Below are 26,356 nucleotides of genomic sequence, written 5' to 3'. Positions count from 1 at the left end.
TTTGCCATCCGCGGCGGCTCTGTAGCGGATCAATATAAGTGTGCCATTTCGCGAAGCGAGACCAGGTGACAATGGCAGTGTCCACACACGTCAGTAAGCCGTTACTTACCCAGTCTGCATCCATGCATCAACTCCATTCCAGTCTGGACGACACTGCCGTGTCGGATTTTTCGAGAGCAACCCGACGTTTTCTCGACGATGTCATTTCTTGCGCTCATTAGCAGCAGTCCTGACACCCGCAAGCCAACAACACTCCCATCAACATTTGGCAGTTACGCCCGGTGCTTCGTCTCTTTTGGAGTCCGCACACGCGCGCATGCCCCGATTGTTGTTGCAACCCCGCGCCCACCTCGCACACGCGTGCCGTGGCAGCGCAGGTGCGGGCTGGGCTGGTTTACCAAGGTGGCGACCACACGGTGGAGACGGCGGACCTGGCGCAGGAAGCTTTGACCAGCGCTTTACGCAGGTCGATGTGGCACTGTATGCCGGGCAGGCCGGTGTACCACACGATGTGGCGACCGAGCAGGCACGGCTGGACCGGGCCGATGTGCTGGTGCTGGTGTTCCCGATCTACTGGTGGCCGTTCCCGGCGCTGCTCAAGGGCTGGATCAACCGGGTGTCTACGCTGGGCTGGGCGTTCGATGAAGACGCCAACGGCAAGATCGCCAAGAAGCTGGGGCGTCTTGGCGTGCACGTGGTGGCGATTGGCGGTGCAGACCAGCGCACCCATACACGGCATGGCTGCTTCGGTGCGATGAAGACGCAGATCCACCACGGCATCTTCGACTTCTGCGGGGCGCACGTGCACACCTCGGAGTGATGGTGGTGCCGGATGCGGACTTTCCGCGATCGCATTACGCGGCAGCGCGCGCGATTGGTGGGCGGTTGTTCGATCAGGCAGGGCTTTCGTGATACCACCGCCACTTGGTGGCGGCGGTGGCATCCGTAGCGACGCATGAAGAAGACGACCACGCTCCCGATTGCGGTGAGCGTGGCCGTTCGCCTGCTACTGCCTTCGAAACGCTCAGCCGTTGAGCGTGCGGCCGCCGTCGACGATGAGTTCCGAGCCCACCGTCCAGCGGGATTCGTCCGAAGCCAGATACAGCACGGCCTTGGCCACCTCGTCCGGGGTGCCGAAGCGGCCGAACGGGATGGTGGCGGCGATGTCCTGGTTGACCTGGTCGCGGTATGCGGCGGGGATGCCGAGCTTGTCGTACAGCGGGGTTTCCACCGGGCCGGGGCTGACCGCGTTGAGGCGGATGCCGCGCGCCAGCAGCTCGCTGGAGAGTGTCTTGGCTATGCTCAGGAACGCCGCCTTGGTGGCTGCATACACCGATGAGCGGGCCGCGCCCACATGCGCGTTGATGGAAGTGTTGAGCACCACCGCGGCGGGGTTGGCGAACACCGGCAGCAGCGCCTGCATGAGGAAGTACGGGCCTTTGACGTTGATGGCGAAGGAGGCGTCGAAGGCCTGCTCGGTCCAGTCTTCGATCGGTGCCCACACCGACACGCCCGCATTGAGGAAGGCGATGTCGAGCTGGCCGTAATGCGCCTGCACCGCCTGCGCGAGTTGCTGCTGCGCGGCAACGCTGGCCGAATCGGCGCGCAGCACCAGCACCTCGGCACCCAGCGCGGCCTTGGCATTGGCAATGGACTCAGGATTGTTGCCGGTGACGATGACGCGGGCGCCTTCGGCCAGGAACTGGCGGGCGGTCTCCAGGCCAATACCGCTGGTGCCGCCGGTGATGAGGGTGCGTTTGCCTGCTAGACGGGACATGGGGTGCTCCTGGGAGGGTGGCACAGGCCCGCCGCGTGTGGCCGGCCTTCGATGGGGTGCAGCGTGCGCCCATGCACGATTTGCCGGAAGACCGCGCCGGCACATACCATTCATGCGATCTGCGCATGAATGGGGGTGGGCGATGGACCGGTTTCTGCTGATGACCTGCTTTGCGCGTGCGGTGGAAACCGGCAGCTTTTCAGCGGCCGGGCGCGACCTGGGCCTGGGCCAGCCCAATGTCAGCCGCCACGTGGCGGCGCTGGAAGAGCACCTGCACACCCGGCTGCTCAACCGCTCCACCCGCAAGCTGGTGCTGACGCCGGAGGGAGAGCGCTACTACGCGGAGGTGCGCCGCATCCTGGATGCGGTGGGCGAGTCGGAGATGGCGCTGCACGACAACGTGCAGCCGTCCGGCTTGCTGCGGGTGGCTTGCCCCACGGCCTTGTCGCATCACTATGTGATGCCGCTGGTGCCGGAGTTTTTACGGCGCTTTCCGGGCCTGGAGCTGGATCTGCAGATCAACGACCGCTTCGTCAATCTGCTCGACGAGGGCGCGGAGCTTGCCATCCGCATTGGCCACCTGGAAAACAGCGCGCTGCGCGCACGGCGGATCGGCACGTTCAAGCGCGTGTGCGTGGCAAGCAATGCCTATCTTGCCGAGCGCGGCGTGCCCCGCGTGCCCGAGGACCTGCGCCAGCACGATTGCGTGCTGTACACCTTGCTGGCCTCCGGGGCGACGTGGCGTTTCAAGGATGTGGAGGTGCCGGTGTCCGGCCGGATCCGGGTCAATTCGCCGGAGGCCGCGCGCGAGTCGGTGAGTGCGGGCCTGGGCATCGGGCAGGGGCCGGAGTGGCTGTTCGAGCAGGGGCTCAAGGCCGGGCAGTTGCAGATCGTGCTGGGCGCATTCTCCGCACCTGCGGTGCCCATGCACATCCTGTATGCGGCCAACCGGCTGGTGCCGAAGCGGGCGATCGTGTTCATGGATTTTATTGCCGAGGCGTTTGCGAAGATTCCGCAACTGAATGTGGGAGGCTGATCGCCCGGCGTTATTCCAGCGGCCGTGGCGACGGGCGCTGATACTTGGAAAACGTCTTGTGCAGTGAGGCGGCGCGCTCGTCGGCAACGACGTTTTCAACACTGCTCAAGCCACGCGATGCGATGACGGCCGAGGCTTTTGCATCGCCCAACAGGTAGGCCAGGCGCAGGTAGGCCAGGCTGTCGACCAGGTTCTTGTTTGCGGTGTCGCTGACGTACACGTCCGACAACCCGTAGTACGCATATAGATTCCCCGCCACCGCTGCCCGCCGCAGGATGTCGATGCCCTGATAAAAACGGCCCGCCAGTGCGGTCTTTTTGCCGTAGATCACCGTTGCGGCCTGGTTGCCTGCCTGCGACTCGGCCTTGAGCTGGTCCAGCGTCAGGGTTTCCAGGCGGGCCAGTTCGTGTTCCGTCGGGTAGCCGTGGCGCAGCAGCCACTGCGCCTCTGCATCGGAGTTGGCGATCAACGGCCCACCGGCCGGGCAGGCATTGGGGCCCTGCAGGCAGAGATAGCGCCTTGCCTGCTGGCTGACCGAAGGCGGATGGCTATTGACCGCCTGGTCGGGCGGTAGTGCGGCTGCGTTGCCATCTGCGGTGGCGGGGCTGGCTGCTGCCCGTGCCGATGTGGGCGCCTTATCGGCTTGTGCTGGCTGGTCTGTGTCTGCGCAGGCGGCAAGCGCAAGGCACAGCGCTGCCGGGGACAGGAGTTTGGTGACGTGCATGGGCCATCCGTTGCGGACTGCAGTGGTATCGCCTGATGTTGCTCGATCCTGGGCCGCGATGCGACTGCGTCCCCTGAGTGCGGGCCTGCGCTGGCCTTCAACGCCTGGCGCTTCCCCTGGGTGCACCTCCCCATCGCGGCGCAGGGCACACGCCGCCATTTGAGTTCCGCGACCTCCGCCTACGGCCCTGACCGGCGTTGTGCCCAAGCGGCGCCCGGCCGTGGCTGCGTCGTCCTGGCTCGCGCGGCTGCCGCAACGCAGCAAAGCGGACGCGACAGCAGCCACCAGACCCGTCTTTAAGCCCTAAAACGCACTGATCTTTGCGAAATCGGTCTGCTTGAGACGATTCGCAACCCTCTTCTTACTTTTCCCGTATACCGTGACTAGCATCACACTTAATTGTGACCTGCGTCTCACTAAACGACGAGAAGAGGGATCTGGCGATGGACAACGGGATGGGGCTGCAGACGCAGCCGCTGGGAGCGCGGGTTGGGGCAGCAGGTGAGCCGTGGGCTGCTCTGCTGCCGGGGTTGACGCGGCTTGCAGGCGACGCCCGCCCGGCCGCATTGCCTGGCGCAGCTGCGCCGGCCACCGACGCCATCAGCCTCAAGCGCCTGCTGCGCAAGGGCGCGCGCGGCCTGCTGCGCACCCTGCCCTGGCGGCACCAGGACCGGCTGTACTACCTGCACACCTTCGGCCGGCTGCCGGATCTGTACGCGCCCAAGTGCTTCAACGAGAAGATCCTCTACCGCAAGTGCGTGCACGGCGATTACCCGCTGTACCGGCGGCTGGCGGACAAGTTTGCGGTGCGCCCGTATGTGGCGGCCAGGATCGGCGAGGCGCACCTGATCCCGCTGCTGCTGGACAGCACCGACCCGCAGGAGCTGCTGCGCCTGCCGCAGTGGCGGCAGACCGTGATCAAGGCCAACCATGGCGCGGCGATGGTGGAGGTGGTGCGCGATGAGCCGGACGCGCAGCAGAAGCGCCGCATCATCGAGCGCTGCGGCCAATGGCTGCGCACCGACTTCTCCGACAAGGTGCGCGAGATCCATTACCGCGATATTCCGCCGCGCATTTTGGTGGAGCAGTACATCGGCGATGCGCAGCAGGTGCCGGTGGACTACAAGTTCCACATGTTCCGGCAGGCGGACGGCAGTTTTCAGTACGTGCTGCAGGTGATCTACGGGCGCTTCGACACGCCGAAGTTGGGCATGACCTTCTTTGTGGGCAACCTGCACGAGGCCTTTCACCGCATCCGCGACGACGGGCGCGCACCGCCCTGCGCGCCGGCGCTGCTGGAACAGGCGCTGGAGCTGAGCAAGCTGCTGGCAAGCGACTTCGATTACGTGCGGGTGGATTGGTACATCCAGCACGGGCAGGTCTACTTCGGCGAGCTGACCTTTACCCCGGGTGCGGGGCTGGTCACCGGCCTGGACCGCGGGCTGGACCGGATGATGGGCGACATGTGGGTGCAGCGGCGTGCGCCGGTGGAGGCGGCGTTTTCCACGCAGGGTTTGGGCGCCAGCGCGCGGGTGCCGGTGCGGTGAGAGCGCTTGCCCGCCGCGTTCGGGCGGCGGACAACTGACAGTGTGGCCTGAGCGCAGCACGCCTGCGGCCGCCATGGCTTGCCGCATGCACGACGCGCTCTCGTCACCGCAACGTGCTGCTGCGATGACGATCCACGCGTGCCGCCTGCAGCGCGGCGTTTATCCGCGCGCCTTCAGATGCAGCATGGGGTAATGCGCATACTGGCCGACGCCGTGTTTGATGATCGGGTCCTGTGCGGTGATGGCGGCAATATCCTGGTCGTCGGCAATCTGATACAGCGATAGACCAAAGCCACCGGTTTCATCGATGACCGGGCCGTGCGCCAGCAGCACACCCTCGGCCAGGCGCTGGTCCAGAAACGCGGCATGCTGCTGCATCAGGGCTTTTTCCTGATCCGACATGGTGGCCAGAAAGTCCGCGCGCGGCGGGATGAATTTGCAGAAATACGCTTTCATAATCGTGTACTCGTGGCATAGGGGATGCGTCACGGCTTTAGCAAAGCCGTTGATCGGGTGATAACACGGAGGTTTTGCGCGGTTTACTTGATTGAATCAGCAGCTGGATTGGCGCTGCATGTAACGCATAGCACTCAGGCTGTTTTGATGCTTTTGAAAATCGCGCCTTCAAACATCTTTGGCAGGTAACTCTGCAGGAACAGGATCATGCCGGTCATCTTTCCGACCGGGTTGCTGAACTTGGGGTCCTTGGCCTGGATCAGCTTCTGGATGGTGTCCACCACGGCATCCGGTGCTTCTGCGGTGTCGATTCCCTTCTGGGTCGCCGCGTTGGCCTGCGTGCGGTAAGCGTTGTAGTCGGCAATGGTGTTGCCGGCGGCAGGCACTGCGTTGTGGCCCAGATTGGTCTTAAACCAGACCGGTTCCACCATATTGACCTTGATATTGAACTGGGCAAGTTCGAACCGCAGCGATTTGAAATACCCCTGCACCGCATGCTTGGAGGCCGCGTAATACGACAGGTTTGGCGGCCCGATCAGCCCACGATGGAACTGACGGTGATGATCTGCCCGCTCCGCTGCTTGCGGAAGTACGGCAGCAGCGCATTGGTGGTTTTGACCGTGCCCCAGAAGTTGGTTTCGAACTGCTGGCGGCCCACGTCGATGGCGGTTTCTTCGGCGATACCGGTGACCATGTAGCCGGCGTTGTTGACCAGCACATCCAGGCGGTCGACCGATTGAAACAGCGTTGTGGCAAACGACTGGATCGAGGCGTCATCGTCGATATCCAGGCGCAGCAGCTTGAACGGCAGCTTGGCCTGGTGCTTTTCCGGCTCGCGGCTGGTGCCGATGACGTTGAAGCCCTGCTTGTGCAGGTTGGTGGCCAGCAACAGGCCAAACCCTGAGGATGCGCCGGTGATCAGCACTGTCTTTTTCATCGTGGTGTCTCTGAAGAAATGCGGTTTAGGGAAGGTGGAGAAACATCGCCAGCCATCGGCGTGCAGCTGCGCGGTGCCTGACGCTGACCTGCATTGCGGTGTGCGTTGATGCGGACTGCCGCCGCGGTTGCCGCCGCGGCCTGGGCGCCCGTCACCTGCCTGGATCGCGCGGTTGGACTGCCCATGCGCCGCATGCTAGTATCGATTTGATAGTGAGTCAATACGGAAATGATATGAACTCAAAAACTTCGTCGGACAGCCTGTGCCCGATCGCGCGCAGCCTGACCTTCCTGGGCGATGCGTGGACGATGCTGATCCTGCGTGACGCCAATTCCGGGCTGACCCGCTTCGACCAGTTCCGGCAGAGCCTGGGGATTGCCCCGACCATGCTGACCAAGCGGCTGGCGACGCTGACCGAGGAGCGGCTGCTGGAAAAGCGCCTGTATTCCACCCGCCCGCCGCGCGAGGAGTACGTGCTGACCCAGGCAGGGCGCGACTATTTGCCGGTGCTGTTCATGATCGGCGCGTGGGGCCGCAAGCACCGTGGCGAGGGCAAGTTGTTGCGTTTTCTGGATGCGGAAACCGGCACCGAACTGCAGCCGGTTGCCATCGATGCAGTCACCGGTGCAGAGATCGGCACACGCGAGATCCGCATGGTGATGCCGGAATGAGCGCGGCGGCGTGGTTGATGGCTCTCAGCATGCGTTGACGCCTGACGCGCTACCCTCGCGCGCCCTGGCTGCCTCGACCTGTGCGATTGCGTGATGCGTTGGCGTCATGTTGGGCGCCGATGTCGAGGGACAGCCGCGCCGCTCTTCCAATCACTACAAGGACGTCACCGTTGTCGCACGTTTCCCTACGCCGCTTCCTGCCGCTCGCCTGTCTGGGCCTGCTGTCTGCCTGCAACGGTGGCACGGCCACCCCCAGCGCGCCGCGCCCGGAGTCCGAGCACTTCACCCTTGCCGAGCTGCAGCAGCTTGGCTGCACCGTCACCGCCACGCCCAAACGCGATGTCCGCAAGATCCCGTTGCTGGGCGAGGTCGATGGCTATGGCGTGACCAGCACCAACGCCTGCGCCACCCACCTGATCAGCCTGCTGCAGCCGATGAGCTACGAGGACGCGGTGTGGGAGGGCGCACGCAGCGCCGCCGGCACCTTTGCCAAGGAGCACGGGCTGGAGCGCGAGAGTTATGAAGGCCGGCTCGGCGAGTACAGCGAGATCGAGGTGTTCAGCCGCGGCGGCAAGCCGGTGGGCTTTGAATACAACGTGCAGGCAAAGGACACGTTGCATTCGGTGGTCGTGCTCTCCGACAGCATCGCGCCGGATGCGGCGTTCGAGGCGGTGATGAAGACCAAGCTGTGAGGGTGTGAGCCTGGCTGACAACCGTTAGCTGGCGCGCCAGATCAATGATAAAGTGGCTACCACCTAATCGTTAACTGGATAACGCCATGACGACTCTGGTCAAGCTGGCGACCGCACGCGCGCTGGTCGACGCCAGTGCGGTCAGGCAGGCGTCGGTCATCGGGGAAGCCGGTGCCTGGACCGTGCAATTGCAGACCCATGACCAGACCCGTGTGCTGGCCACCAAGGCGAATGCGCCGCGCCGGTTTGGCAGCTTCGAAAGTGCGTTAAAGGTCTTGCGCGAGATGGGCATGCCATTGGACGTGCTTCACGTGGACGCTGCGCAGTGGGACGCCGAGGGCGGCAATGCGAAGCGCCGGCCTGACCGCTCCGAGGCGATGAAGGTCAAGGAGTTGGATGCACGCTATGCGGTGTCGCTACGCACCCAGACCGAGCATGCCCTGGCCGACCCCCGCCCCGCACTCTCCAGCGCGCAGGCGAAGCAGCAGATGGAGACGCTCAAGACGCAACACCGTGCGGCGCTTGAGGCAGCCCTGGCTGCAAAGGGCACGCGTGCGTGAGCGTGGCCTGGAAGCAGAGCGCGCTGGATGCGCGCACCGCGTTGCTCGCTTCAGCATTGGCGCGCGCGATCGAAATCTCCGACCCGCAGATTTATTTCGCTGCATGTGAACAGGACGACCGGATCGAAACCGAGGGCGACGCGCTGGATGGTGCAGCCACCTATCACTCTGGGCCACTGCCGGGAACGCGTTTGTACACCTGCCAGGACGGCAGATATCTCTTGATCTACACACGCGACGGCGACGATGTGCTGATCCTTGCCCTTGTACCTGCGCGCTCTGATTGGAAGCCGACGTAGTCAGGCGATCAATAGATCCATGACGCGTCGATGCTACCGAGCGATGGGCATACGCGACTGCTCGACGACATCGACAGCGCGCTACACCCCGCCCAACGGCTGCAGGCACAACCAGATTGCGCACCAGTGCGAGAGCGCGCCGCCCAGCACGTGGGCGTGCCAGATGGCGCGGTTGTAGACCAGCGACTTGCGCACGTAGAAGGTGACGCCCACGGTGTAGAACGCGCCGCCGGCGGCAATCAGCCACAGCACGGTGCTGTCCAGGCCGGCGAGCAGCGGCTTGATCACCACGATGCCGGCCCACCCCAGCAACAGGTAGATCACCACCCAGAAGCCCTTGGCGATGCCGGGCAGGAACAGCTTGGCGAATACGCCGAACAAGGCCACGCCCCACACGCCCAGGATCATCGCCCAGCGCCAGGTGCCGTCGAGGGCGACCAGCAGGAACGGGGTGTAGGAGCCGGCAATCATCACGAAAATGCCGGCGTGGTCGAACTTGCGCAGCATCGGCTGGCGTTGCGGCGGGGCGAAGTTGTACGCCGCCGAGCAGCCGAACATCACCAGCAGCCCCAGCGCGTAGACGCAGGTGGCCAGCAGCATGGTCTGGTTGGCATGCGCGCGCCAGACCATCCAGGCGCCGCCGACGATGGCCAGGAACAGGCCGGCGGCATGCACGATCACATCGGCACGGCGGGCGGAACGGGTCTTGTAGTGCGGCGCGGTAAGGCTGGGGGAAACGGGCACGGCAGTTCTTCGAAATGGGGGAGCCACAGCGTGCAAGGCAACGGTGACGCGGTGGGGGCAACAGAATACCCGGCTTGCTGAATCCGCTCAGTGACACAGGCTCGCCGGTTCGGCGCTGGTCTCATACCCTGAGACACCTCCCCTGTCTCATGCCCCTCTTTGGGAGCCGCCGTATGCCTCCGTTTGCCCTCGCTCCCCGCACCGAAACCGCCGAACGCGCGCTGGCCACCACCGATGGCCGGCCCAGCCGCGATGGCGCACTGCTCACCGAACGCCTGGAACGGCGCTACCACGACCGCATCACCGGCAGCTTCACCCTGCCCGGGCGCGACGGCCGTTATGCGCCGATTCCCGCCGACGTGCCGGCCGCGCTGGCCGACGCCTTGCGCGCGCGCGGCATCAGCCAGCTCTACAGCCACCAGGCCGACGCCTGGGCCGCCACCCAACGCGGCGAACATGTGGCGATCGTGACGCCGACCGCGTCGGGCAAATCGCTGTGCTACACGCTGCCGGTGGTGAGCGCGGCGATGCGCTCCGGGGCCAAGGCGCTGTACCTGTTCCCGACCAAGGCGCTGGCGCAGGACCAGGTGGCCGAGCTGCTGGAGTTGAACCGCGCCGGCGAGCTGGGGGTGAAGGCCTTCACCTTCGACGGCGATACGCCCGGCGATGCGCGCCAGGCGATCCGCCTGCATGGCGACATCGTGGTGAGCAACCCGGACATGCTGCACCAGGCGATCCTGCCGCATCACACCAAGTGGGCGCAGTTCTTCGAGAACCTGCGCTATGTGGTGATCGACGAGATCCACACCTACCGCGGCGTGTTCGGCAGCCACGTCACCAACGTGCTGCGCCGGCTCAAGCGCATCTGCGCGTTCTATGGCGCCAACCCGCAGTTCATCCTGTGCTCGGCCACCATCGGCAACCCGCACGCGCACGCGCAGGCCCTGATCGAAGAGCAGGTGCATGCGATCACCGAGTCCGGCGCGCCCACCGGCGACAAGCACGTGCTGCTGTGGAACCCGCCGGTGGTCAATGCCGATTTGGGGCTGCGCGCATCGGCACGCTCGCAGAGCAACCGCATTGCGCGCATCGCGATCAAGAGCGGACTGAAGACGCTGGTGTTCGCGCAGACGCGCCTGATGGTGGAGGTGCTGACCAAGTACCTGAAGGACATCTTCGACCACGACCCGCGCAAGTCGCCACGCATCCGTGCGTACCGTGGCGGCTACCTGCCCACCGAGCGGCGCGAGGTGGAGCGCGCGATGCGCGCCGGCAATATCGACGGCATCGTGTCCACCTCGGCGCTGGAGCTGGGCGTGGATATCGGCGCGCTGGATGTGGTGATCCTCAACGGCTACCCCGGCAGCGTGGCGGCGACCTGGCAGCGCTTCGGCCGCGCCGGGCGCCGCCAGCAACCGGCGCTGGGCGTGCTGGTGGCCAGTTCGCAGCCGCTGGACCAGTACGTGGTGCGGCACCCGGATTTCTTTGCCGATGCCTCGCCCGAGCATGCGCGCATTGCGCCGGACCAGCCGCTGATCCTGTTCGACCACATCCGCTGCGCGGCGTTCGAGCTGCCGTTCATTGCCAGCGAGCCGTTCGGGCCGATCGACCCGCTGGTGTTCCTGGAAGCGCTGGCCGAGAGCGAAGTGATCCACCAGGAAGGCGACCGCTGGGAGTGGATCGCCGACAGCTACCCGGCCAATGCGGTGAGCCTGCGCTCGGTGGCCGACGGCAACTTCGTGGTGGTGGACAAGAGCGACGGCAAGCAGCAGATCATCGCCGAGGTGGATTATTCGGCCGCCGCGCTGACCTTGTACGAAGGCGCCATCCACATGGTGCAGAGCACACCATACCAGGTGGAGCGGCTGGACTGGGAAGGCCGCAAGGCCTACGTCACGCGCACCCATGTGGACTACTACACCGACAGCATCGACTACACCAAGCTGAAGGTGCTGGACCGCTTCGACGGCGGCGTGGCCGGGCGTGGCGACTCGCATCACGGCGAGGTGCATGTGGTGCGGCGCGTGTCCGGCTACAAGAAGATCCGCTATTACACGCACGAGAACATCGGCTACGGGCCGGTCAATCTGCCCGACCAGGAACTGCACACCACCGCGGTGTGGTGGCAGTTGCCGCAGGCCACGCTGGGCAAGGCATTCGCCTCCAAGCAGGATGCGCTGGATGGTTTTCTGGGTGCGGCCTATGCGCTGCACGTGGTGGCCACGGTGGCGGTGATGGCCGATGCGCGCGACCTGCAGAAGGCCGTGGGCAATGGCGACGGCGCGTGGTTTGCGGTGGCCGACCAGACCGGGCGCGGACAGCTGCGCGGCGTGGACGAAGGCGAAGAAGGCGCGGTGGAACTGCAGCAGGCCTTCGTGCCCACGGTGTATCTGTACGACAACTTCCCTGGCGGGGTGGGCCTGAGCGAGCCGCTGTGGCTGCGCCAGGCCGAGCTGCTGCAGCGCGCCGACGAGCTGGTGCGGCGTTGCGACTGCAGCGCCGGCTGCCCGGCCTGCGTGGGCCCGGTGCTGGCCGCGCATGAGGAAGGCAAGGGCGAGTCGCCCAAGTCGCTGGCCTTGACGGTGCTGGCGCTGTTGTTCGATGCGGATGCGCCGTTGCGGCATGCCACCCAGGTGGACGACGACCTGGCGCTGGACGTGCTTGCATGAGCGTGAGTGCGGACCGGTTGCGCTTGTTGCGGCGTCAGGCCGGGCACGCCGATGTGCCTGCGCCGGCGGCGCTTGCAGAGGGCGCTGCAGTGGATGGTGCGGATGTTTCCGCTGCGGTCGATGCGCAGGCCGATGCCCACCCGCTGCGCGCGGCAGCGGTGGCGCGTACCTCGGGTGATGCAGTCGGTGCGGATGCTGCGGCAGGCAATGCGCGCACGCGTGCCGCAGGTGACATGCCTGCGGCGGCGCAGCCAATGTGTGCGCCGGCAGCGCCGGTGCCTGGCAGCGATCCTGGGGTGAGCGCAGAACGTTTGCGCCTGCTGCGCCGCCAGGTCGGCGGGCTGACGCCCACGGCGCGCAAGGACGATGCGGTGATGCCGACGCGCGCGCAACGCCAGCCTGCGCCGGGTGCTGCTGCGTCTGGGTCACGCGCTTTGCCGCGCGATGCGGCTGTACGAAGCGCGCAGCCCGGCAACGTAGAGGCGGCCGGTGCACCGCGTGCCCAGCCCAGCGCACCGGCCATGACGCGCCGCGCCCTGCAGGCACCGGTTGCTGCAGCGCCTGCGCGCAATAGCTCGGCGTTTGCCTGGGTGGACCACGATGTGCGCCACAAGCCGGCGGGTGCGGCGGCCAATGCGGCTGCGCGCGTGCCGGCTGTGCGCGCGACACCGGCTGCGCCCACATCACTGCCGGCACCGCAGCGCCGCACCGATATCGCCGGCCTGCGCAAGATGATCGGCCTGCGCGAGCGCGCGGTCTCGGCGCACGTGCCGGTACGCGCGGCGTCCACCGACCGGCATCTGCCCGGCAACGAGATCGCGCCCGGCCTGCACCTGATCGAAGCCTTCCTGCCGCAGGCGATCCCGCGCCAGGCGCTGTCGCTGGCGTTCGCCAAGCGCGAGGACGCGGTGGACCCGATGGACCTATTGTTCTTCGACACCGAAACCACGGGCCTGGCCGGTGGCACCGGCACGCGCGCCTTCATGATCGGCGTGGCCGATTGGTACACCGACGCTGCGCAGGGCAGCGGGCTGCGCGTGCGCCAGTTGATGATGTCCACGATGGCGGCCGAAAGCGCGATGCTGGACCTGTTCCGCAGCTGGCTGTCGCCACAGACGGTGCTGTCCAGCTACAACGGCCGCTGCTACGACGCGCCGTTGTTGAAGACGCGCTACCGGCTGGCGCGCCGCGGCGACCCGATCTCTGCACTGGACCATGTGGACCTGCTGTTCCCCACCCGGCGCCGCTATCGTGGCACCTGGGAGAACTGCAAGCTGGCCACCATCGAACGGCAGCTGCTGCGCGTGGTGCGCGAAGACGACCTGCCAGGCTCCGAAGCGCCGGCCGCCTGGTTGAGTTACCTGCGCGGCGGCAGCGCGCGCAACCTGCGCCGCGTGGCCGAGCACAATCACCAGGACGTGGTGACCTTGTCGCTGCTGATGCAGCGCCTGGTGGCGGTGGACGCGCAGGACCGTGAAGTGATTCCGATGCTGGAGACGCCGTAGCGCCGTAGCGGCGGACCACGCGCAGTGGTTGGTGGCGCAATGCGGGCGTCCTGGGTGCGCGCGCCAGTGCAGTTTGCCGGCAGAGGCGATGTCCACCGGCAACACTGTAAGGCCGCCACCCATTGGCGAGCACCTGAGCGGTCATGCCGCCAAGTCACGCGCGCCGGCGCAGCATCAGTGCGCCGGCATCACTCGCCCGGCTCGATCTGTTTGGCCTGCTCGTTGAGGTACTGGGTGACCGGTGCGCCACGGTACTGATCGGTCAGCCGCCCCAGCGCGTCGGCGCGTGCATCCACCGCCTGCCTGGCGGCGGCATCGTGCGGATGTTCTGCCGAGCGATCCAGCAGCCGGCCTTCGCGCACTGCCGCAACATGCGCCGGGTCGGCGGGCCTGGACGCGGCGCGGAATTCGCTGGTGCGCTGCTGCACGATCGCCGCATCGCGTGCGCTGTCGATGGGGGTCTCTGGCGGCAGGTCCAGTTCCATGCCGGTGTGGCCGCGCGCCAGGGTGCGGTTTTCCAGCAGCGCGAGCAGTTCTTCTTCGGGCTGGTCGGTCAGCAGGCTTTCACCGGCGTCGCGAAAGGCACCGGCGGTGGTGCGCTGGATGCCGAAGGCTTCGCCGCTGAGCTTCTGCATCTCGCCGAAGTTGCGCCAGACGTAATAGTCCTTGTCGTGGTTGGCGCGCGGCAGCGAGAAATCCTCATAGCGGTAGCCGGACGAGAATGCCGCCTGCGCGTAGGACGAGTCCGGCTGGCGCAGGCGTGTGCGTGTCAGCTCCATGGCCTTGCCCGCAGCGCTTTGCTGGTCGGTGGCCACCGCCTCGACGATGACCGGGCGCATCCGGTTCCAGCTTTCCAGCCATTGCACCGCCGTGTCGGCCAGCCCCTCCGGGCCATCGTCCTTGCCCGGGAAGAAATCGCGCAGCTGCGCGTCGGCAAGCATGCCCTGGCTGAAGACCGGCACCACGTTGATCTTGGCCAGCAGGCGATCGAGCGCGGCACGGCGGGGCGCGTCCTGGGAGTGCAGCGGATTGATCTGGTAATGCTTGTACAGGTTGGACAAAAATTGATCGAAGCCGCCCGTGTAGTACTTGGCATACAGCTTGATCGCGGCGCCCTGGCGCAGGTCCGGCCGACGCATCAGCAGCATCGCCACCGCTTCGCCGGTGTCTTCCTTGCAATCCAGCGCCACCGACATCGCCTCCGGCTTCTGCAACGCGTGCTCCAGCGCCTGCTCCACGGCGGCAATGCTCTGATCGGTCTTGATGAAGTTGCCGTCGACCGGGTTGCGGATCACCAGCGGCATCTCGCGCAACTGCGCGAACGGGACCTGCGAGACCAATCTGTTCTGCGGGTCGTCGGTCATGCGGCCGATGCTGAAGTCGTGCATCAGCACCGGCACGCCGTCGGCGCTGACCTCCACATCCAGTTCCAGGTTGCGATAGCCGTGTTCGTAAGCGCGATCAATGGCGGCCAGCGAGTTCTCCGGGATACCGGCGTGGTTGTCGAACAGGCCCCGGTGCACCATCACGTCCTTGCCCAGCGCGCGCGTGCTGGGCGCCTGGAAATACGCGTCGTGGACGAGCTCCTTGCGGTGCTTGCGCAGCAACGCGTCCTTGCCGGCCACCAGATGATGATCGTTGGGCTTGAAGAACGCTGCGCCGCCGTCGCGCGCCGGCACCTCGTGGCCGTGGTAGCGCGCGGCCTGCTGCAACTTGCGCCGCGGCTGCGTGGGCGTGGACGCTGCGGGCTTTAGCCAGCCCGGTGTTTCCAACCCATGGGCGCGCAGATCCAGCGCCTTGCGCAATGCCGTGCGTGCGGCATCGCTGAAGGTATCGCCAGGCGCAAACGCGTGGTCGAGATCGAAGACGATGTGCCCTTGCTGCGCATCGACCAGCACCGGGCCGGCCGCTGCACGCGAGTGCTCGGGCAAGCTGGCGGTCATTTCGTCGAACGCGGCGGTGTCCAGATACACCGGCTGCAGCGTTCCGGCCGCAAAGCGTGCCGCGATGCTGTCGGGCTTGGGTGCGGGAGTAGCCTGTGGCAGCTGCTTGGCCAGCGCGCTTTGCGCGGCCTGCAAGGTGATCTGGTGCGCCTGCACTTCGGCCAGGCGCTGCTCGGAGAACTCGCCGTCCAGCGCCACCAATGCCTGCTTGCCGGTCATCGCGCTGTCGTCCAATGGCACCAGCGGCGGTAGCACGGCCGCCTGGCGACGCGGCCGTGCGCGCAATGGCGGGTTGCCGCCTGGCGGGTGCGGCACCTCCATCGGGGTGATCGCGCTGGTGTGCGCCGGTGTGGCCAGCGCGGTGGTGGGCGTGGCGGCGGGTTGCAAGGGAGCAATACGCATGACGACCTCAAGAGCACTGCGGGCGGCCAGTAAACCGCTTGGCAGATGACAATGCGCAACCGAGGCGAACTATGCCGCCGCGATGCGAAACGATGCCCCGGCGCAACGCCGGCGCGCTACGCCGGCTGGTCCATCGCCTGCGCTAGAACAGCGTTTCCTTGAACGGCAGCATGGCCGCACCCAGCACCGTGGCGTGTGCCTGCACCTGCCCGACCAGCAATGCCGGATACGGCGATGCGACGCCGCGCCGTGGCGCCGGCTCGAAGGCGACGCGGGCGATCAGCCGCTGCGCAAGATCTGCCGGCAGGCGCGCGCCAAAGACGATGACGCGCGGGTCGATCAACGCGATGATCGCCGCCACCGCCAGGGTCACGGTGGGTTGCACCGCATCCAGCCAGGCCTCGATCTGCGGCCATGCCGGATCGTAGTGCTGCAGCATGGTGTGCAGGTCCGGCAGCGCGTGGCCATCGGCGACCAGCGCCTGGCGCAGGGTTTCCAGCGTGGGCCGCGCACTGCCGGTGATGGCCGAGATGCGCCCCAGTTCGCCCACGTTGCCGTGCGCGCCGCGGTGCACGCTGCCGGCCGCGATCACGCCTGCGGCAAACCCGTCGGCGATGGTCAGATAGACCAGATCCGGCGACTGGCGGCCGACCCCGTACAAGGCTTCGGCCAGGGCGGCGCAATGGGCGTCGTTGTCCATCCAGACCGGCAACTGCAGGCGTTCGGCGATGAAGCGGTCCAGCTCGACCTGCATCCATTCGGCGGCCAGCGTGAGCGGCGGATTGACCCGCGTGCCATCGCCGATGCGCGGGCCGGTCATGCTGACGCCCACCCCGAACAGCCGCTGCCGGTCGACACCGGCCGCCTGCAGCAACTGCTCCACCAGGTGCGGCAACTGCGCCGCGACCAGGTCCAGCGTCAGCGGGAACGCCGTGAGCTGGCGCATGCCGCGCACCTGCCCGGCGAAGTCGATCAGCACCACCGCGATGCCATCGACCATCAACGAGACCCCCATGCTGAATGCATAGTCGGGCACCAGACTCAGCTCGACGCTGGGTTGACCGCGCCCCCGCCGCAACGACGGGCCGAGCTGGAGCAGGCCATGTGCGACCAGCGGGTCGATGATGCCCTTGGTGCCGGGGACGCTGAGCCCGCTGGCACGCGGCAGATCCGCACGCGCCAGCTGGCCGGCACTACGGATCAGATCCAGCAGCGCGCGCTCGCTGGAACCGGCGGCCTGGCCGTCGCTACGACGGCGGTAATGCGAACGAATGGCCGCGTGGGCGAAGAAGGAAGACATGGAAGGCAAAAGAACCGGTGGTGTCACATAAGCTTAAATTAAGCAGATTAATTTAATCGGCTTGCGGCCACCACGTTGGGGCTGCCCGACAGTGCGGATCGTGCCATGCGTCTGTTTCATCGCTCTCCCTCTGGCTTCCGGTATCTGCCCGGCCCGGCCTGCATCGCGCAGCGTCGCACATTGTCGCTTGCGCTGGGCATGGCCGTTTCGGGCTGGATGCACGCGCCGGCGCAGGCCGCCGAGGCGCCCGCCGATGCCTCGCCGCAGACCCTGGATGCGGTGCAGGTGCGCACCTCGTTCCAGTCGCAGAACACCCGCGCCATCGCCACCAAACAGGCCGCGCCCACCGTCGTGGACTCGGTCGCCGCCGACAGCATCGGGCAGCTGGCGGACTTCAATGTGGGCGATGCGCTGCGCCGGGTCACCGGCGTCAGCACCGTGGAGTACCAGGGCGAGCCGCGCTACGTGACGGTGCGTGGCCTCAACGGCAACTACAACAGCATGCTGATCGACGGCTTTGCGTTTGCCAGCAACGACATCGGCAGCCGCCAGGCGATGATGGATGTGCTGCCGGCCAACTTTGTCGACCGCATCGATGTGGTGAAGTCGTTCCTGCCGGAAAACGATGGCGGCGCGATCGGCGGCGTCACCAACCTGGTCACCGCCACCGGCTTCGGCCGCCCGGACGGCCTGCTCACCTTTTCGGCCAAGGGCGGCGCCAACCTGATGGGCAGCCGCTACGGCGGCCGCTCGCCGGTTGGCGAGGGCGATCTGAAATGGGGCAAGCGCTTCGGTCGCGACGGGCAGTTCGCCTTCCTGGGCGCTGCCAGCCAGTGGCGGCGCGAGATCTCGGTGCCGCAGCAGGAGAACGGCGGCGGCTTGAACTGGTACGCCGCCGACGGCACGCGCGATCCGGTGTCCTACGGCGGCACCGGCGCTGCGGTTCCCAGCGAACGGCGCTGGTACAACTACGCCAACACCCGCGAACGGCGCGGCCTGACCGCACGCGTGGACTGGCAGCCGGAGGGGCCGCTCAGCGGCCATGTGTCCGGCTACAGCTTCCGCCAGCGTGAGGCCTCGGACCGCAATACCCAGAACGCCCAGGTGCAGAACAGCGCACGGCTGACCCGCACCGGCGCGCAGAGCGGCACGCTCGACAACCTCAATCAATACGTCGAACTGGGGCAGTTGCGCTGGAAGCGCGCGCTGACGGGCATCAATGGCGAGCTGCTGGCCGAGTTGCCGGCGCAGTGGCGCGCCGCGCTGCGCGCGAGCACCTCGCGCGCCACGGTGGACAACCCGCAGACCTGGGACCGCTTCCAGCAAAATCGCCTGGGGTACGGGTTCGACTGGAGCGGCACCCTGCCCGCTTTCACGCCCCTGGACCCGGCCCTGGCTGATGACCCGGCGCGCTACCCCAACGCCTATCACCAGCAGGAGCGCACCGGCTACGCCGAACGGATTGGCGACCTGCAGCTGGAGCTGCGGCGCAACATGGACGAGGACAGCCGCGGGCTGGGGTTGGCCGTGGGCGCACGGCAGGTCCGCACGCATATGCGCACCACTGTGCAGCGCACCACCTGGAACGGCCTGCCCGACACATTGGCCGACGTGCTGGGCCGCCCGACCTGCGCCCTGGGCTGCAACAGGGAGATGATGACCATCGACCCGGCATTGGCCGACGCACGCTGGGATGCCCTGGCCGGCCAGGCGCGCGGGGTGGTGGACACCACCGCGCAGAACAGCGGCAGCTACGGCGTCGACGAACAGGTGCGTGCCGGCTTTGCCCAGGCGCAATGGCGCGGCGAGCGCTGGCTGCTGGCTGGCGGCATCCGTCTGGAACAGACACGCTTTGCCAGCGCCGGCCAGCAGCTGAGCGGAACCACCTGGACACCGGTCAGCGCGGTGCGCACCTACCGCAACTGGTTGCCATCGCTCAGCGGGCAACTGCAGACCAGCGCCAACGGCACGCTGCGCGTTGGCGTGTCGCGCTCGATCGGGCGCCCGCGCCTGGACCAGATGGCCTTGAACGGCGGCGTGCTCACGCTGGGGAGCACACCGCCCACGCTCAACCAGGGCAACCCGGACCTGCAGCCGCGCCGCTCGCAGAATCTGGACCTTGGCCACGACTGGAGCTTTGACGACGGCGGCAGCCTGCTGTCGGTCGCGCTGTTCCACAAGACCATCGACGATGAAATCTTCCGCTACGGCCAGATGGACAGCATCGACGGCGAGCAGGTGCTGGTCACCCAGCCGCGCAATGTGGACCGGCCGGTGCGCCTGCGCGGTGCCGAGCTGGGGGCCATCAAGGAGCTGGGGCCGTGGCTGCCTGCGCTGGCCGGCTTGTCGGTGACCGCCAATGTCACGTTCCTGGACGTGGACTACCCGGTGGTGCTCGGCGATGGCACCCGCACCACCCTGGACGTGCTGCCGCAGCAGCCCAGGCAGTTGTGGAATCTGACCCTGAATTACGCCCGTGGGCCGTTGCGCGCCACGCTGGCCTGGAGCCGCACCGGCGAGCTGTGGGATGACCGCTTTCCCAATTACAGCAGCCTGCAGGAGTTCTATCGCAACCGTTACCAGCAGCCGCTGGACCGCATCGATCTGAAACTGGGCTGGGACGTGTCCCCGGCGGTGTCGCTGAGCCTGGACGTGCTCAACCTGGCTGGCCAGGGCTACCAATACCGCATCGGCCGCGATCAGGAGTATGTGCAATCGGCCTGGAAGATGGCCCCCACCGTGATGGTCGGCGTCAACGTCAAACTTTGAGGAGCTACGCATGTCGTCATGTCTGGATACCACCTTCAGCCGCCGTCGTCTGCTCACCGGCGCCGCCGGCGCCTCGTTGCTGGCAACCGCACTACCCTCGCTTGCCGGTGCAGCGCCGCCCGCGGATGTGGGCCGCAAGTTCCTGCGCTCCAGGCGGCCGATGCCGTTTGCCGGCAACACGTTTGTCGGCCATCTCGAGCAGCAGGGCGATGGCTACGCCAGCTTCGACCGGGTGCTGGACATCTACCGCGAGCTGCCCGAGCACGGCTTTGCCAACAAGCTCGCCGTGCTGCCGCCCAGCAGCTATCACGTGACCTTGCTGGGCGGGGTCAATGAAACCGACCGCGCACACGGGCCGTGGCCGAGCGATCTGGCGCGCGATGCGGCGCTGGCCGACATCAACGCCAGCTTCCTGTCGCGGTTGCAGCAGCGAAACACCACGCCGCTGGGAGCGTGCCGGTTTGTGGTCGACCCCAGCGCGGCCATGACCGGCAGCAACGACAATCTGCTGATTCCGTTGCTGCCTGCCGATGCGGCCACCGCGCAGCGGCTGGAGACGGCGCGCAAAGGGCTGATGGCGCTGACGCTGCTGCAGCGCCCGGATTACAGCCACTACCGGTTCCACATCTCGCTGGCCTATCTGTGCGAGACGCTCGATGCCGACGAACAGGCGGACTACCACGGTGCGGTGGGCGTGTGGCTGAAGCGCCTGGCTGCCGCCGGCCCGATCACGGTGCCGCGTTTCCACTTCTGCACGTTCAGCGACATGTATGCGTTTCGTACGATCCGCGAGGTGTGACGTTGAGTGCGTATGGCCATCTGTTGTGCGTGTAACGACACCTGCTGCGGCGCTGCAAGCTGATCATTGGCCGTGTGTACGGACGCGCAGCGCTGTAAAGCCCCTCTCCCCTCGGGAGAGGGGTTTGGGGTGAGGGTACGTACCCTCGCCCATTCGCAATCGCCGGGCGTATCTGCAATAGCGCCAAACCACACTATTTGGTTTTTACAGTCGTCTGCAGCGCGTTACATGCTGCATGTGATGGCAACCACGTTGCGCGTGGTTGATGGAGGACGTTGAAATCTTTAGCGGCCCTACCCTCACTCCAACCCCGCTCCCGTGGGGAGAGGAGCTCTGCTCCCTGGCACGTTGGTTGGGACGTACTGGTGTTAGGCGTTGCGCACAGTGTGGTGATGCGTGCGTCTGCAGCGGTCGTGCACGACATGTCCTCAGACACGCACGTCCGACACCTCGGTCACCATCTGCCACGCTGCAAACTCCTGCTCGAATTCGGCCAGGGTCAACAAGCCCATGCAGGCATGCGCGCCGATCGGTAATGCCTGCCCTGCGGCAAGCTTGCGCACCAGCAGGATTGCGGCGAAGCAGGGAATCTCCGGGCCGTGCAGCATCGCAGCGGTGAGGTCCCACTGCAGTCGCAGCGGCCGGGGATCGCCGGTCTGGGGATGGCTCATGCCACGCAGCTCCACGCGCATGCCACCGAGGTCGGTGCCGAAGCGATCAAACCAGCGTGCCGCACGTGCAAACACATCGGCCAGGCGCGCCATCGGCAATGGCACGCCGTGGTGACGCAGCCAGGCGACACCGGCCAGGCAGCGCTGCAGGAACGGCACCTCCAACGCGGCGCGAAACTGCACGCTCTGCACGCCCGGATAGCGCGGTGGCAGCAGATCGTGATCGGGCACATCGCACGGCGACGCAAGCCGCGGCGCGAGCTGGGCGAACTGCACGCGCGTGGGTCTGGCCCAGCCCACCACCGTTTGCCGGCGGCCCTCATGCAGCCATGCGAACGGCGTGCCGCAGTACGACAGCACCGCACGCACGGTGGCCAGGCCAAGCGGTGTGCCTTGCGCGGGTGCGATGACGATGCGGATGTCATGCAACGCTGAAAAACGCGGGAGCAAGGCATCGATGACCGCGCTCGACAGCGCGGGCAAGGTGCTGGCGCCGCTAATGGCCACACGCTGCGCTTGCCTTGCCGCTGCGTCCATTGCCGCGGCGAAATCTCGGACAAACGCGCGGCCGTCGGCCAGGTCGATATAGTGCATGCCGGCCTGCAGGCAGGTGTGCGCCACGGCGTAATCCTGGCCCTGGAACGGGCCTGCGGTATGCACCACCGCATCGGCGGCAGTGGCCGCCAATTGCGCGGCAAAATCGCTTGCGTCGATATCCAGGCGACAGCACGCGATGCGACCGGGCGCCACATCCGGCCACCGGGCCGCCACATCGCCGGGATGCCGTCCCGCCGCGATCACCTGCAGTTGCGCCGTCGCCGCCAGCGCCCGCACGATGCGCGCGCCGAAATGCCCGAAGCCCCCCAATACCACCACCCGGTACGTCATTGTCTGCTCGCCGTCTGCGCCTGCTCCACAGTATCGGCGAGCAACGGGGTCACCGAGTCACCAGCGCTGTGTGTCGCCCGCCGCGCGTGCCTGCATGGCGCGTGCGGCGCCGAGCCGGTTTGACGCCAGTCACTGCCTCCGGCCGAGAGGGCGCCAGCTGCTGGCCGTCTGCGCGTGCTGCACAGTCTCGGCGAGCAGCGGCCTGCGGCGATCAGCCCTCGATCTGCGTGGCCAGCCCCTGTGCGATCGCCTCGCGCATGATGCGCTGGGCTTCCTTGTCGGCGCGGACGCTGGCAGCGGCCTGCTGGCTGGCCAGATCTGCCTGCTCGGTGGCGAGCGCTGCCTGCTGCCTGGCCAGCGCCTGCATCCGCTGTTGGGCGCCGCTGCGCTGCATGGCCTGTTCGGCCTGACGTACTGCGCGTTCTGCTTCCCGCGCCGCACGCTCGGCGGCCTGCTGTGTGCGCGCATCGGTGTCGAGCAAGGATGCATTGACGTGCTTTGCGGCCGCGTCGGCAGCACGTGCACCCAGCTCACCCATCTGCGCACCCAACTCGCCCTGCTGCTCGCCGAGCTCGCCCTGGCGCTCGCCCAGCGCGCCCTGCGCCTGGCCCAGTTTGGTGACTGGCGCATACACCGCATTCAAGCGCTTGAAGGTGTCGGGATCGCGCACGACGTACTGCTTGCCATCCTTGCGGAACCACATCAGCTGGCCATCCTTGCCGGCCAGACGACGCACATGCTTGAGATCGTCCACCGAGCCATTCATGACGCTGTCGTTGCCCTGCAGCAGCACGTAGGCATCGCGGTCGGGGTCATGCGACAGGTTGATCTGGCCGTGCGTGGAGGTGGTGGTGAAGGTCTGGCTGGTGGATGACGCCGCTGCAGCCGGTGCGGCCGCGTTTGCCGGTGCGGCGGTTGCTGCCGCAGTTGCCGGTGCAGCTGCAGCGGCGGCGGTGGCCGGTGCCGCTGTGCTGGACACGCCGGCAGCTGGCTTGGCGGGTGCGGCCGCTGATGCGGCAGCAACAGCCGGCGCCGCGGGCATCGCCACCAGGCGCAGCGGCAGCACGCCGGTGATGGCCACCGCGCCCAGGATCAGGGCCGCGCCAAACCGCGGGAACGAGGTCGGGTTCTGCAACATGAGCAATCTCCGTTTGAGGCTGAGGAAGGACGGTGAGGCGCTGGCCACGCCGCCGTGCGGGCGCGGTGCCACGCCCAGTTGCAGCAACAGCCGGCCATAGTCGTGGCGGCAATGACGGTGGCCTGCGACCACCGCGGCATCGCAGGCGGCCTCGCGGGCGGTGGCGTATTCGCGCGCGGCCAGATGCACCAGCGGGTGGAAGAAGAACAGGTGCTGGGCCAGCGACGGCGGCAAGCCCCACCACAGATCGCGCCGGCGCAGATGGATGAGTTCATGGGTCAGCGCCATGTCCAGATCGTCGTCGGCCATGTGCGGCAGGCGTGCGGCGGGCAGCAGCAAGACCGGGCGCCAGGGCCCGATCAACTGCGGCGAGACGATCTGCTGCGACAGCCGTATTTCCGGCGGCTGCGACAGGCCATGCGCTTCTGCGGCCATGCGCAGTGCGGCGACCAGGGCGCGATCGGTGCACGGTGCGGCAGCGCGTACCAGGGCACGGCTGCGTCGGTATGCGCGCAACGTGCCGAGCGCCATCACTGCAACGCCGGCAACCCATAACGCGGCCAGCCACAGCGCCCAGGACGGACCGCTTGCACCCTGCAGCACGTCTACCGCGCCCGCGCTGGCGACCGCGCTGGTGCCGGATGCAGTGGCATTGGCCATCACCATCGGCGCCAGGCTGTCGCCGGCAATCAAGGCAGGCGTGGACGTGGCTGCGGGCAACACCGGCAACTGCAGCGGCGCGTTCCACAGCAGGCCGATCACCGCCTGCACTCCCACCAGCCACCATAGCCAGGTCTGCGTGGTGGCCGGCAGCCGCCGCACGCTGCGGCACAGCGCCCACACCGCCAACGCCAGCACGGCGGTCTGCACGCTGGTGGCGCCCAGTCTCCAAAGCAAGGCTTCGATCATCGGCGACATGCTCAATCCTCCTTGCGCTGCGACTGCAGCTTGGCGACCAGGGCTTCGAGCTCGGCCAGCTCGCTGTCGCTGACCTCGGCTCGCTGCGACATCCACGCCACGAACGGTGACACCGAGCCCTGCAAGGTCTTTTCCACGAACTGCCCCACCGCCGAGCGCACCACCGCGTCCTGCCCGCTGGTGGCGCTGTAGCGGTACATGCCGTCCACTTGCTCGCGACGCAGAAAGCCCTTGGCGCGCAAGCGCTCCATCATGGTCAGCACGGTCGAGCGCGCCAGCCCACGCGGCTCACCGAACGCGCCCGCCACTTCGCCGACACTGGCCTGCCGTTGTTCCTCGATGTGTTGCAACAGGGCCAGCTCCTGGTCCCCGATGGTCTTGCCACGCATGCCGTTCTCCATGACTACAGTTGTCGCTACCGTAAGCGTGACGACAGCTGTAGTCAACAGGTCGGATGGCAGGGCTGGCAAGGAGAGCGTCGCCGCGGTGCGGATTCGGCGGCACGCGGGAGTGCGTGGGAGCACGCTGCAGGCAAGGGCTGAGAATGAAGAGCCGGCCGCTCCACTGCTCCGTGGCTCTTGCACACAGCTCTACGAAAGCGCACGCGCCCACTCCATGGCTGGCTCCGACTTCCAGGATGGCCAACCAGCTGGAGGGGCTGCGTGCGATCTTTGCACTACTGCCAGGGAAACAAGGTCCGTTCAAGACTGCACGACCCGAACGGACGATAGGCTGGGGAGGCGACTGTCGCCGCCCCGATTCTGCTGTTCGTACCGGTCAGCAGCGCAAAACGTCCTGTCAGTTGCGATGGCATCAATGCAGCGATCAGCAAAGACGCGTTATGGGTCTACGCAGCTGCATCGAAGGACAGCGACGCGGACAAGTCGCGTTGCGCATCGATCTGCGCTTGAACGGTTTTCAGATCGGCTTCGACGATGTCCATGGCGTCGGCGCCGGCCACAAAGCGCAGTGGCAGCTCGTCGGCGTCGGACAGCGTCACCAGCGCGGCGGCGAGCTTTACGGGATCGCCACCTTGCTGGCCGTTCACGCCCTTCCATGCAGCAATCGTCTGCGCCGTGCGCGCCGCGTAGTCTTCGATGGAGAGTTCGGGCCAGATCGTCGAGGCGCCTTCGACCAGCAGCTCGGTCCGGAAGAATCCCGGCTCGACCGCCATCACCTCGATGCCATACGGCTTCACGTCATAACGCAGCGACTCGACCCAACCTTCCAGCGCGAACTTGGAGGCCGCATACGCTGCGCAAAATTCCATGCCCACGAAGGCGGCGGTGGAGGTGACGGTAATCACCTGACCGCTGCGCTGCTTGCGCATGATCGGCAGAACTGCGCGCGTGACATTCAAAGGGCCGAAGAAGTTCGTCTCCATCTGCGCCCGGAATTGCGCGTCGCTGATCTCTTCGAAATAACCGGCGTAGAAGTTGCCTGCGTTATTCACAAGCACATCGATGCTACCGAAGCGATCGACCGCGAGCTGCGCTGCGGCCTGCGCGGCGTGCGGGTCGGTGATATCGAGCGCGATAGCCAGCAGATTGTCGTGTGACCCGATCGCTTTCGATACGTTATCGGCATTGCGCCCCGTGGCGACGACGCGGTGGCCGGCGTCCAATGCTTGCCGGGCGATTTCGGTCCCCAGCCCTCGGCTGGTGCCAGTGATGAACCAAACGTTGTTGTCGGTCATGAGATCTATCTCTGTGTGTTGATCGGCTGTCACCCACGCATCGCGCAGGTGGTGAAAGGACGTGGTAGCTGCAGCCCTGCGGGACTGCTACGCGTGCAGCGCCCGCGCACGGAATCTGCAATGGCCATGTGTGTTCTGCTGGCCAATCGGCAGCTGTTGGATGCAACATAGCGCAAGGCCAATTAACTGATTAGCCCATATAATCCGCATGCACC

General features: G+C 66.6%; 20 protein-coding genes and 2 pseudogenes. 11 read left to right on the top strand and 11 right to left on the bottom strand.

Going from position 1 to position 26,356, the window contains the following annotated elements; translation table 11 throughout:
- Nucleotides 1-324: 324 nt before the first annotated feature.
- Nucleotides 325-912, top strand: a pseudogene (locus tag KHN93_RS00370) (NAD(P)H-dependent oxidoreductase).
- Nucleotides 913-1,024: 112 nt separating this feature from the next.
- Here the strand turns inward: KHN93_RS00370 and KHN93_RS00365 are convergent.
- Nucleotides 1,025-1,777 (bottom strand): SDR family oxidoreductase, encoded by a 753-nt coding sequence (locus KHN93_RS00365; protein WP_211921454.1) that lies wholly within the window; start codon nucleotides 1,775-1,777, stop codon nucleotides 1,025-1,027.
- Nucleotides 1,778-1,919: 142 nt separating this feature from the next.
- Between KHN93_RS00365 and KHN93_RS00360 the strand changes: the two genes are divergently transcribed.
- The gene (locus KHN93_RS00360) at nucleotides 1,920-2,813 is read left to right on the top strand and encodes a LysR family transcriptional regulator (RefSeq protein ID WP_104544175.1); all 894 of its coding nucleotides are present in this window, start codon (nucleotides 1,920-1,922) and stop codon (nucleotides 2,811-2,813) included.
- Nucleotides 2,814-2,823: 10 nt separating this feature from the next.
- Here the strand turns inward: KHN93_RS00360 and KHN93_RS00355 are convergent, their stop codons facing one another.
- A complete protein-coding gene (locus tag KHN93_RS00355; RefSeq protein WP_211921452.1) occupies nucleotides 2,824-3,537 on the bottom strand; it encodes a hypothetical protein in 714 nt (237 codons plus the stop codon).
- A 455-nt stretch (nucleotides 3,538-3,992) separates the two neighbouring features.
- Between KHN93_RS00355 and KHN93_RS00350 the strand changes: the two genes are divergently transcribed.
- Nucleotides 3,993-5,084, top strand: a complete 1,092-nt coding sequence (locus tag KHN93_RS00350; RefSeq protein ID WP_212579566.1) for an ATP-grasp fold amidoligase family protein — start codon at nucleotides 3,993-3,995, stop codon at nucleotides 5,082-5,084.
- Between the two features lie 159 nt (nucleotides 5,085-5,243).
- Here the strand turns inward: KHN93_RS00350 and KHN93_RS00345 are convergent, their stop codons facing one another.
- Complete coding sequence (locus KHN93_RS00345) at nucleotides 5,244-5,540, bottom strand: YciI family protein (protein ID WP_039529401.1); 297 nt, start codon at nucleotides 5,538-5,540, stop codon at nucleotides 5,244-5,246.
- A gap of 134 nt (nucleotides 5,541-5,674) precedes the next feature.
- Nucleotides 5,675-6,477: pseudogene (locus KHN93_RS00340) on the bottom strand (SDR family NAD(P)-dependent oxidoreductase).
- A 233-nt stretch (nucleotides 6,478-6,710) separates the two neighbouring features.
- Between KHN93_RS00340 and KHN93_RS00335 the strand changes: the two are divergent.
- The 4 genes from KHN93_RS00335 to KHN93_RS00320 all read left to right on the top strand — a co-directional run bounded on the left by KHN93_RS00335 (nucleotide 6,711) and on the right by KHN93_RS00320 (nucleotide 8,699).
- Nucleotides 6,711-7,148: a winged helix-turn-helix transcriptional regulator gene (locus KHN93_RS00335; protein ID WP_039529406.1), complete on the top strand. Its 438-nt coding sequence runs from the start codon at nucleotides 6,711-6,713 to the stop codon at nucleotides 7,146-7,148.
- Between the two features lie 170 nt (nucleotides 7,149-7,318).
- The gene (locus tag KHN93_RS00330) at nucleotides 7,319-7,840 is read left to right on the top strand and encodes a hypothetical protein (protein WP_211921450.1); all 522 of its coding nucleotides are present in this window, start codon (nucleotides 7,319-7,321) and stop codon (nucleotides 7,838-7,840) included.
- Nucleotides 7,841-7,926: 86 nt separating this feature from the next.
- Complete coding sequence (locus KHN93_RS00325; RefSeq protein WP_244812172.1) at nucleotides 7,927-8,400, top strand: hypothetical protein; 474 nt, start codon at nucleotides 7,927-7,929, stop codon at nucleotides 8,398-8,400.
- Nucleotides 8,397-8,699, top strand: a complete 303-nt coding sequence (locus tag KHN93_RS00320; protein WP_039411584.1) for a plasmid stabilization protein — start codon at nucleotides 8,397-8,399, stop codon at nucleotides 8,697-8,699. The genes KHN93_RS00325 and KHN93_RS00320 overlap by 4 nt, the downstream gene beginning before the upstream one ends.
- Before the next feature lie 81 nt (nucleotides 8,700-8,780).
- Here the strand turns inward: KHN93_RS00320 and trhA are convergent, their stop codons facing one another.
- Nucleotides 8,781-9,443 (bottom strand): PAQR family membrane homeostasis protein TrhA, encoded by a 663-nt coding sequence (trhA, locus tag KHN93_RS00315; protein ID WP_039511099.1) that lies wholly within the window; start codon nucleotides 9,441-9,443, stop codon nucleotides 8,781-8,783.
- A gap of 173 nt (nucleotides 9,444-9,616) precedes the next feature.
- On the opposite strand from trhA, the gene KHN93_RS00310 reads away from it, so the two are divergent.
- Nucleotides 9,617-12,112 (top strand): DEAD/DEAH box helicase, encoded by a 2,496-nt coding sequence (locus KHN93_RS00310; RefSeq protein ID WP_211921448.1) that lies wholly within the window; start codon nucleotides 9,617-9,619, stop codon nucleotides 12,110-12,112.
- A complete protein-coding gene (locus KHN93_RS00305) occupies nucleotides 12,109-13,617 on the top strand; it encodes a ribonuclease H-like domain-containing protein (RefSeq protein ID WP_211921446.1) in 1,509 nt (502 codons plus the stop codon). The genes KHN93_RS00310 and KHN93_RS00305 overlap by 4 nt, the downstream gene beginning before the upstream one ends.
- Before the next feature lie 188 nt (nucleotides 13,618-13,805).
- On the opposite strand, the gene avrBs2 is transcribed toward KHN93_RS00305, so the two are convergent.
- Nucleotides 13,806-15,962, bottom strand: a complete 2,157-nt coding sequence (avrBs2, locus tag KHN93_RS00300) for a type III secretion system effector avirulence protein AvrBs2 (protein WP_211921444.1) — start codon at nucleotides 15,960-15,962, stop codon at nucleotides 13,806-13,808.
- A 142-nt stretch (nucleotides 15,963-16,104) separates the two neighbouring features.
- A complete protein-coding gene (locus KHN93_RS00295) occupies nucleotides 16,105-17,262 on the bottom strand; it encodes an ROK family protein (protein WP_211921442.1) in 1,158 nt (385 codons plus the stop codon).
- A gap of 105 nt (nucleotides 17,263-17,367) precedes the next feature.
- Between KHN93_RS00295 and KHN93_RS00290 the strand changes: the two genes are divergently transcribed.
- Together KHN93_RS00290 and KHN93_RS00285 are read left to right on the top strand one after the other, a co-directional pair.
- Entirely contained in the window at nucleotides 17,368-20,031 is a 2,664-nt protein-coding gene (locus KHN93_RS00290) for a TonB-dependent receptor (protein WP_425600164.1), read from the top strand.
- A 10-nt stretch (nucleotides 20,032-20,041) separates the two neighbouring features.
- Nucleotides 20,042-20,830, top strand: coding sequence for a DUF1868 domain-containing protein (locus tag KHN93_RS00285; RefSeq protein ID WP_211921440.1), 789 nt, complete (start codon nucleotides 20,042-20,044; stop codon nucleotides 20,828-20,830).
- A 428-nt stretch (nucleotides 20,831-21,258) separates the two neighbouring features.
- On the opposite strand, the gene KHN93_RS00280 is transcribed toward KHN93_RS00285, so the two are convergent.
- The 4 genes from KHN93_RS00280 to KHN93_RS00265 all read right to left on the bottom strand — a co-directional run bounded on the left by KHN93_RS00280 (nucleotide 21,259) and on the right by KHN93_RS00265 (nucleotide 26,141).
- Nucleotides 21,259-22,389 (bottom strand): saccharopine dehydrogenase NADP-binding domain-containing protein, encoded by a 1,131-nt coding sequence (locus KHN93_RS00280; protein WP_211921438.1) that lies wholly within the window; start codon nucleotides 22,387-22,389, stop codon nucleotides 21,259-21,261.
- Between the two features lie 211 nt (nucleotides 22,390-22,600).
- The gene (locus tag KHN93_RS00275) at nucleotides 22,601-24,445 is read right to left on the bottom strand and encodes a M56 family metallopeptidase (RefSeq protein ID WP_211921436.1); all 1,845 of its coding nucleotides are present in this window, start codon (nucleotides 24,443-24,445) and stop codon (nucleotides 22,601-22,603) included.
- Nucleotides 24,446-24,447: 2 nt separating this feature from the next.
- Entirely contained in the window at nucleotides 24,448-24,846 is a 399-nt protein-coding gene (locus KHN93_RS00270) for a BlaI/MecI/CopY family transcriptional regulator (protein WP_211921434.1), read from the bottom strand.
- Nucleotides 24,847-25,292: 446 nt separating this feature from the next.
- On the bottom strand, nucleotides 25,293-26,141 hold the full coding sequence (locus KHN93_RS00265) for an SDR family NAD(P)-dependent oxidoreductase (protein ID WP_211921432.1): 849 nt from the start codon (nucleotides 26,139-26,141) through the stop codon (nucleotides 25,293-25,295).
- Nucleotides 26,142-26,356: the final 215 nt, after the last annotated feature.

This window comes from Xanthomonas arboricola pv. juglandis (genome assembly GCF_905367715.1).
In the GTDB taxonomy this organism is placed as follows: domain Bacteria; phylum Pseudomonadota; class Gammaproteobacteria; order Xanthomonadales; family Xanthomonadaceae; genus Xanthomonas; species Xanthomonas arboricola.
Note: the sequence above shows the minus strand (reverse complement) of the source record. Positions and strands in the feature narration are given on the sequence as shown.

Excerpts from the sequence above, each read along its gene's own strand:
- KHN93_RS00365 (WP_211921454.1), bottom strand. The coding sequence starts at position 1,777 with ATGTCCCGTCTAGCAGGCAAACGCACCCTCATCACCGGCGGCACCAGC.
- KHN93_RS00360 (WP_104544175.1), top strand. The coding sequence starts at position 1,920 with ATGGACCGGTTTCTGCTGATGACCTGCTTTGCGCGTGCGGTGGAAACC.
- KHN93_RS00355 (WP_211921452.1), bottom strand. The coding sequence starts at position 3,537 with ATGCACGTCACCAAACTCCTGTCCCCGGCAGCGCTGTGCCTTGCGCTT.
- KHN93_RS00350 (WP_212579566.1), top strand. The coding sequence starts at position 3,993 with ATGGGGCTGCAGACGCAGCCGCTGGGAGCGCGGGTTGGGGCAGCAGGT.
- KHN93_RS00345 (WP_039529401.1), bottom strand. The coding sequence starts at position 5,540 with ATGAAAGCGTATTTCTGCAAATTCATCCCGCCGCGCGCGGACTTTCTG.
- KHN93_RS00335 (WP_039529406.1), top strand. The coding sequence starts at position 6,711 with ATGAACTCAAAAACTTCGTCGGACAGCCTGTGCCCGATCGCGCGCAGC.
- KHN93_RS00325 (WP_244812172.1), top strand. The coding sequence starts at position 7,927 with ATGACGACTCTGGTCAAGCTGGCGACCGCACGCGCGCTGGTCGACGCC.
- KHN93_RS00310 (WP_211921448.1), top strand. The coding sequence starts at position 9,617 with ATGCCTCCGTTTGCCCTCGCTCCCCGCACCGAAACCGCCGAACGCGCG.
- KHN93_RS00305 (WP_211921446.1), top strand. The coding sequence starts at position 12,109 with ATGAGCGTGAGTGCGGACCGGTTGCGCTTGTTGCGGCGTCAGGCCGGG.
- avrBs2 (WP_211921444.1), bottom strand. The coding sequence starts at position 15,962 with ATGCGTATTGCTCCCTTGCAACCCGCCGCCACGCCCACCACCGCGCTG.
- KHN93_RS00295 (WP_211921442.1), bottom strand. The coding sequence starts at position 17,262 with ATGTCTTCCTTCTTCGCCCACGCGGCCATTCGTTCGCATTACCGCCGT.
- KHN93_RS00290 (WP_425600164.1), top strand. The coding sequence starts at position 17,368 with ATGCGTCTGTTTCATCGCTCTCCCTCTGGCTTCCGGTATCTGCCCGGC.
- KHN93_RS00285 (WP_211921440.1), top strand. The coding sequence starts at position 20,042 with ATGTCGTCATGTCTGGATACCACCTTCAGCCGCCGTCGTCTGCTCACC.
- KHN93_RS00280 (WP_211921438.1), bottom strand. The coding sequence starts at position 22,389 with ATGACGTACCGGGTGGTGGTATTGGGGGGCTTCGGGCATTTCGGCGCG.
- KHN93_RS00275 (WP_211921436.1), bottom strand. The coding sequence starts at position 24,445 with ATGTCGCCGATGATCGAAGCCTTGCTTTGGAGACTGGGCGCCACCAGC.
- KHN93_RS00270 (WP_211921434.1), bottom strand. The coding sequence starts at position 24,846 with ATGGAGAACGGCATGCGTGGCAAGACCATCGGGGACCAGGAGCTGGCC.
- KHN93_RS00265 (WP_211921432.1), bottom strand. The coding sequence starts at position 26,141 with ATGACCGACAACAACGTTTGGTTCATCACTGGCACCAGCCGAGGGCTG.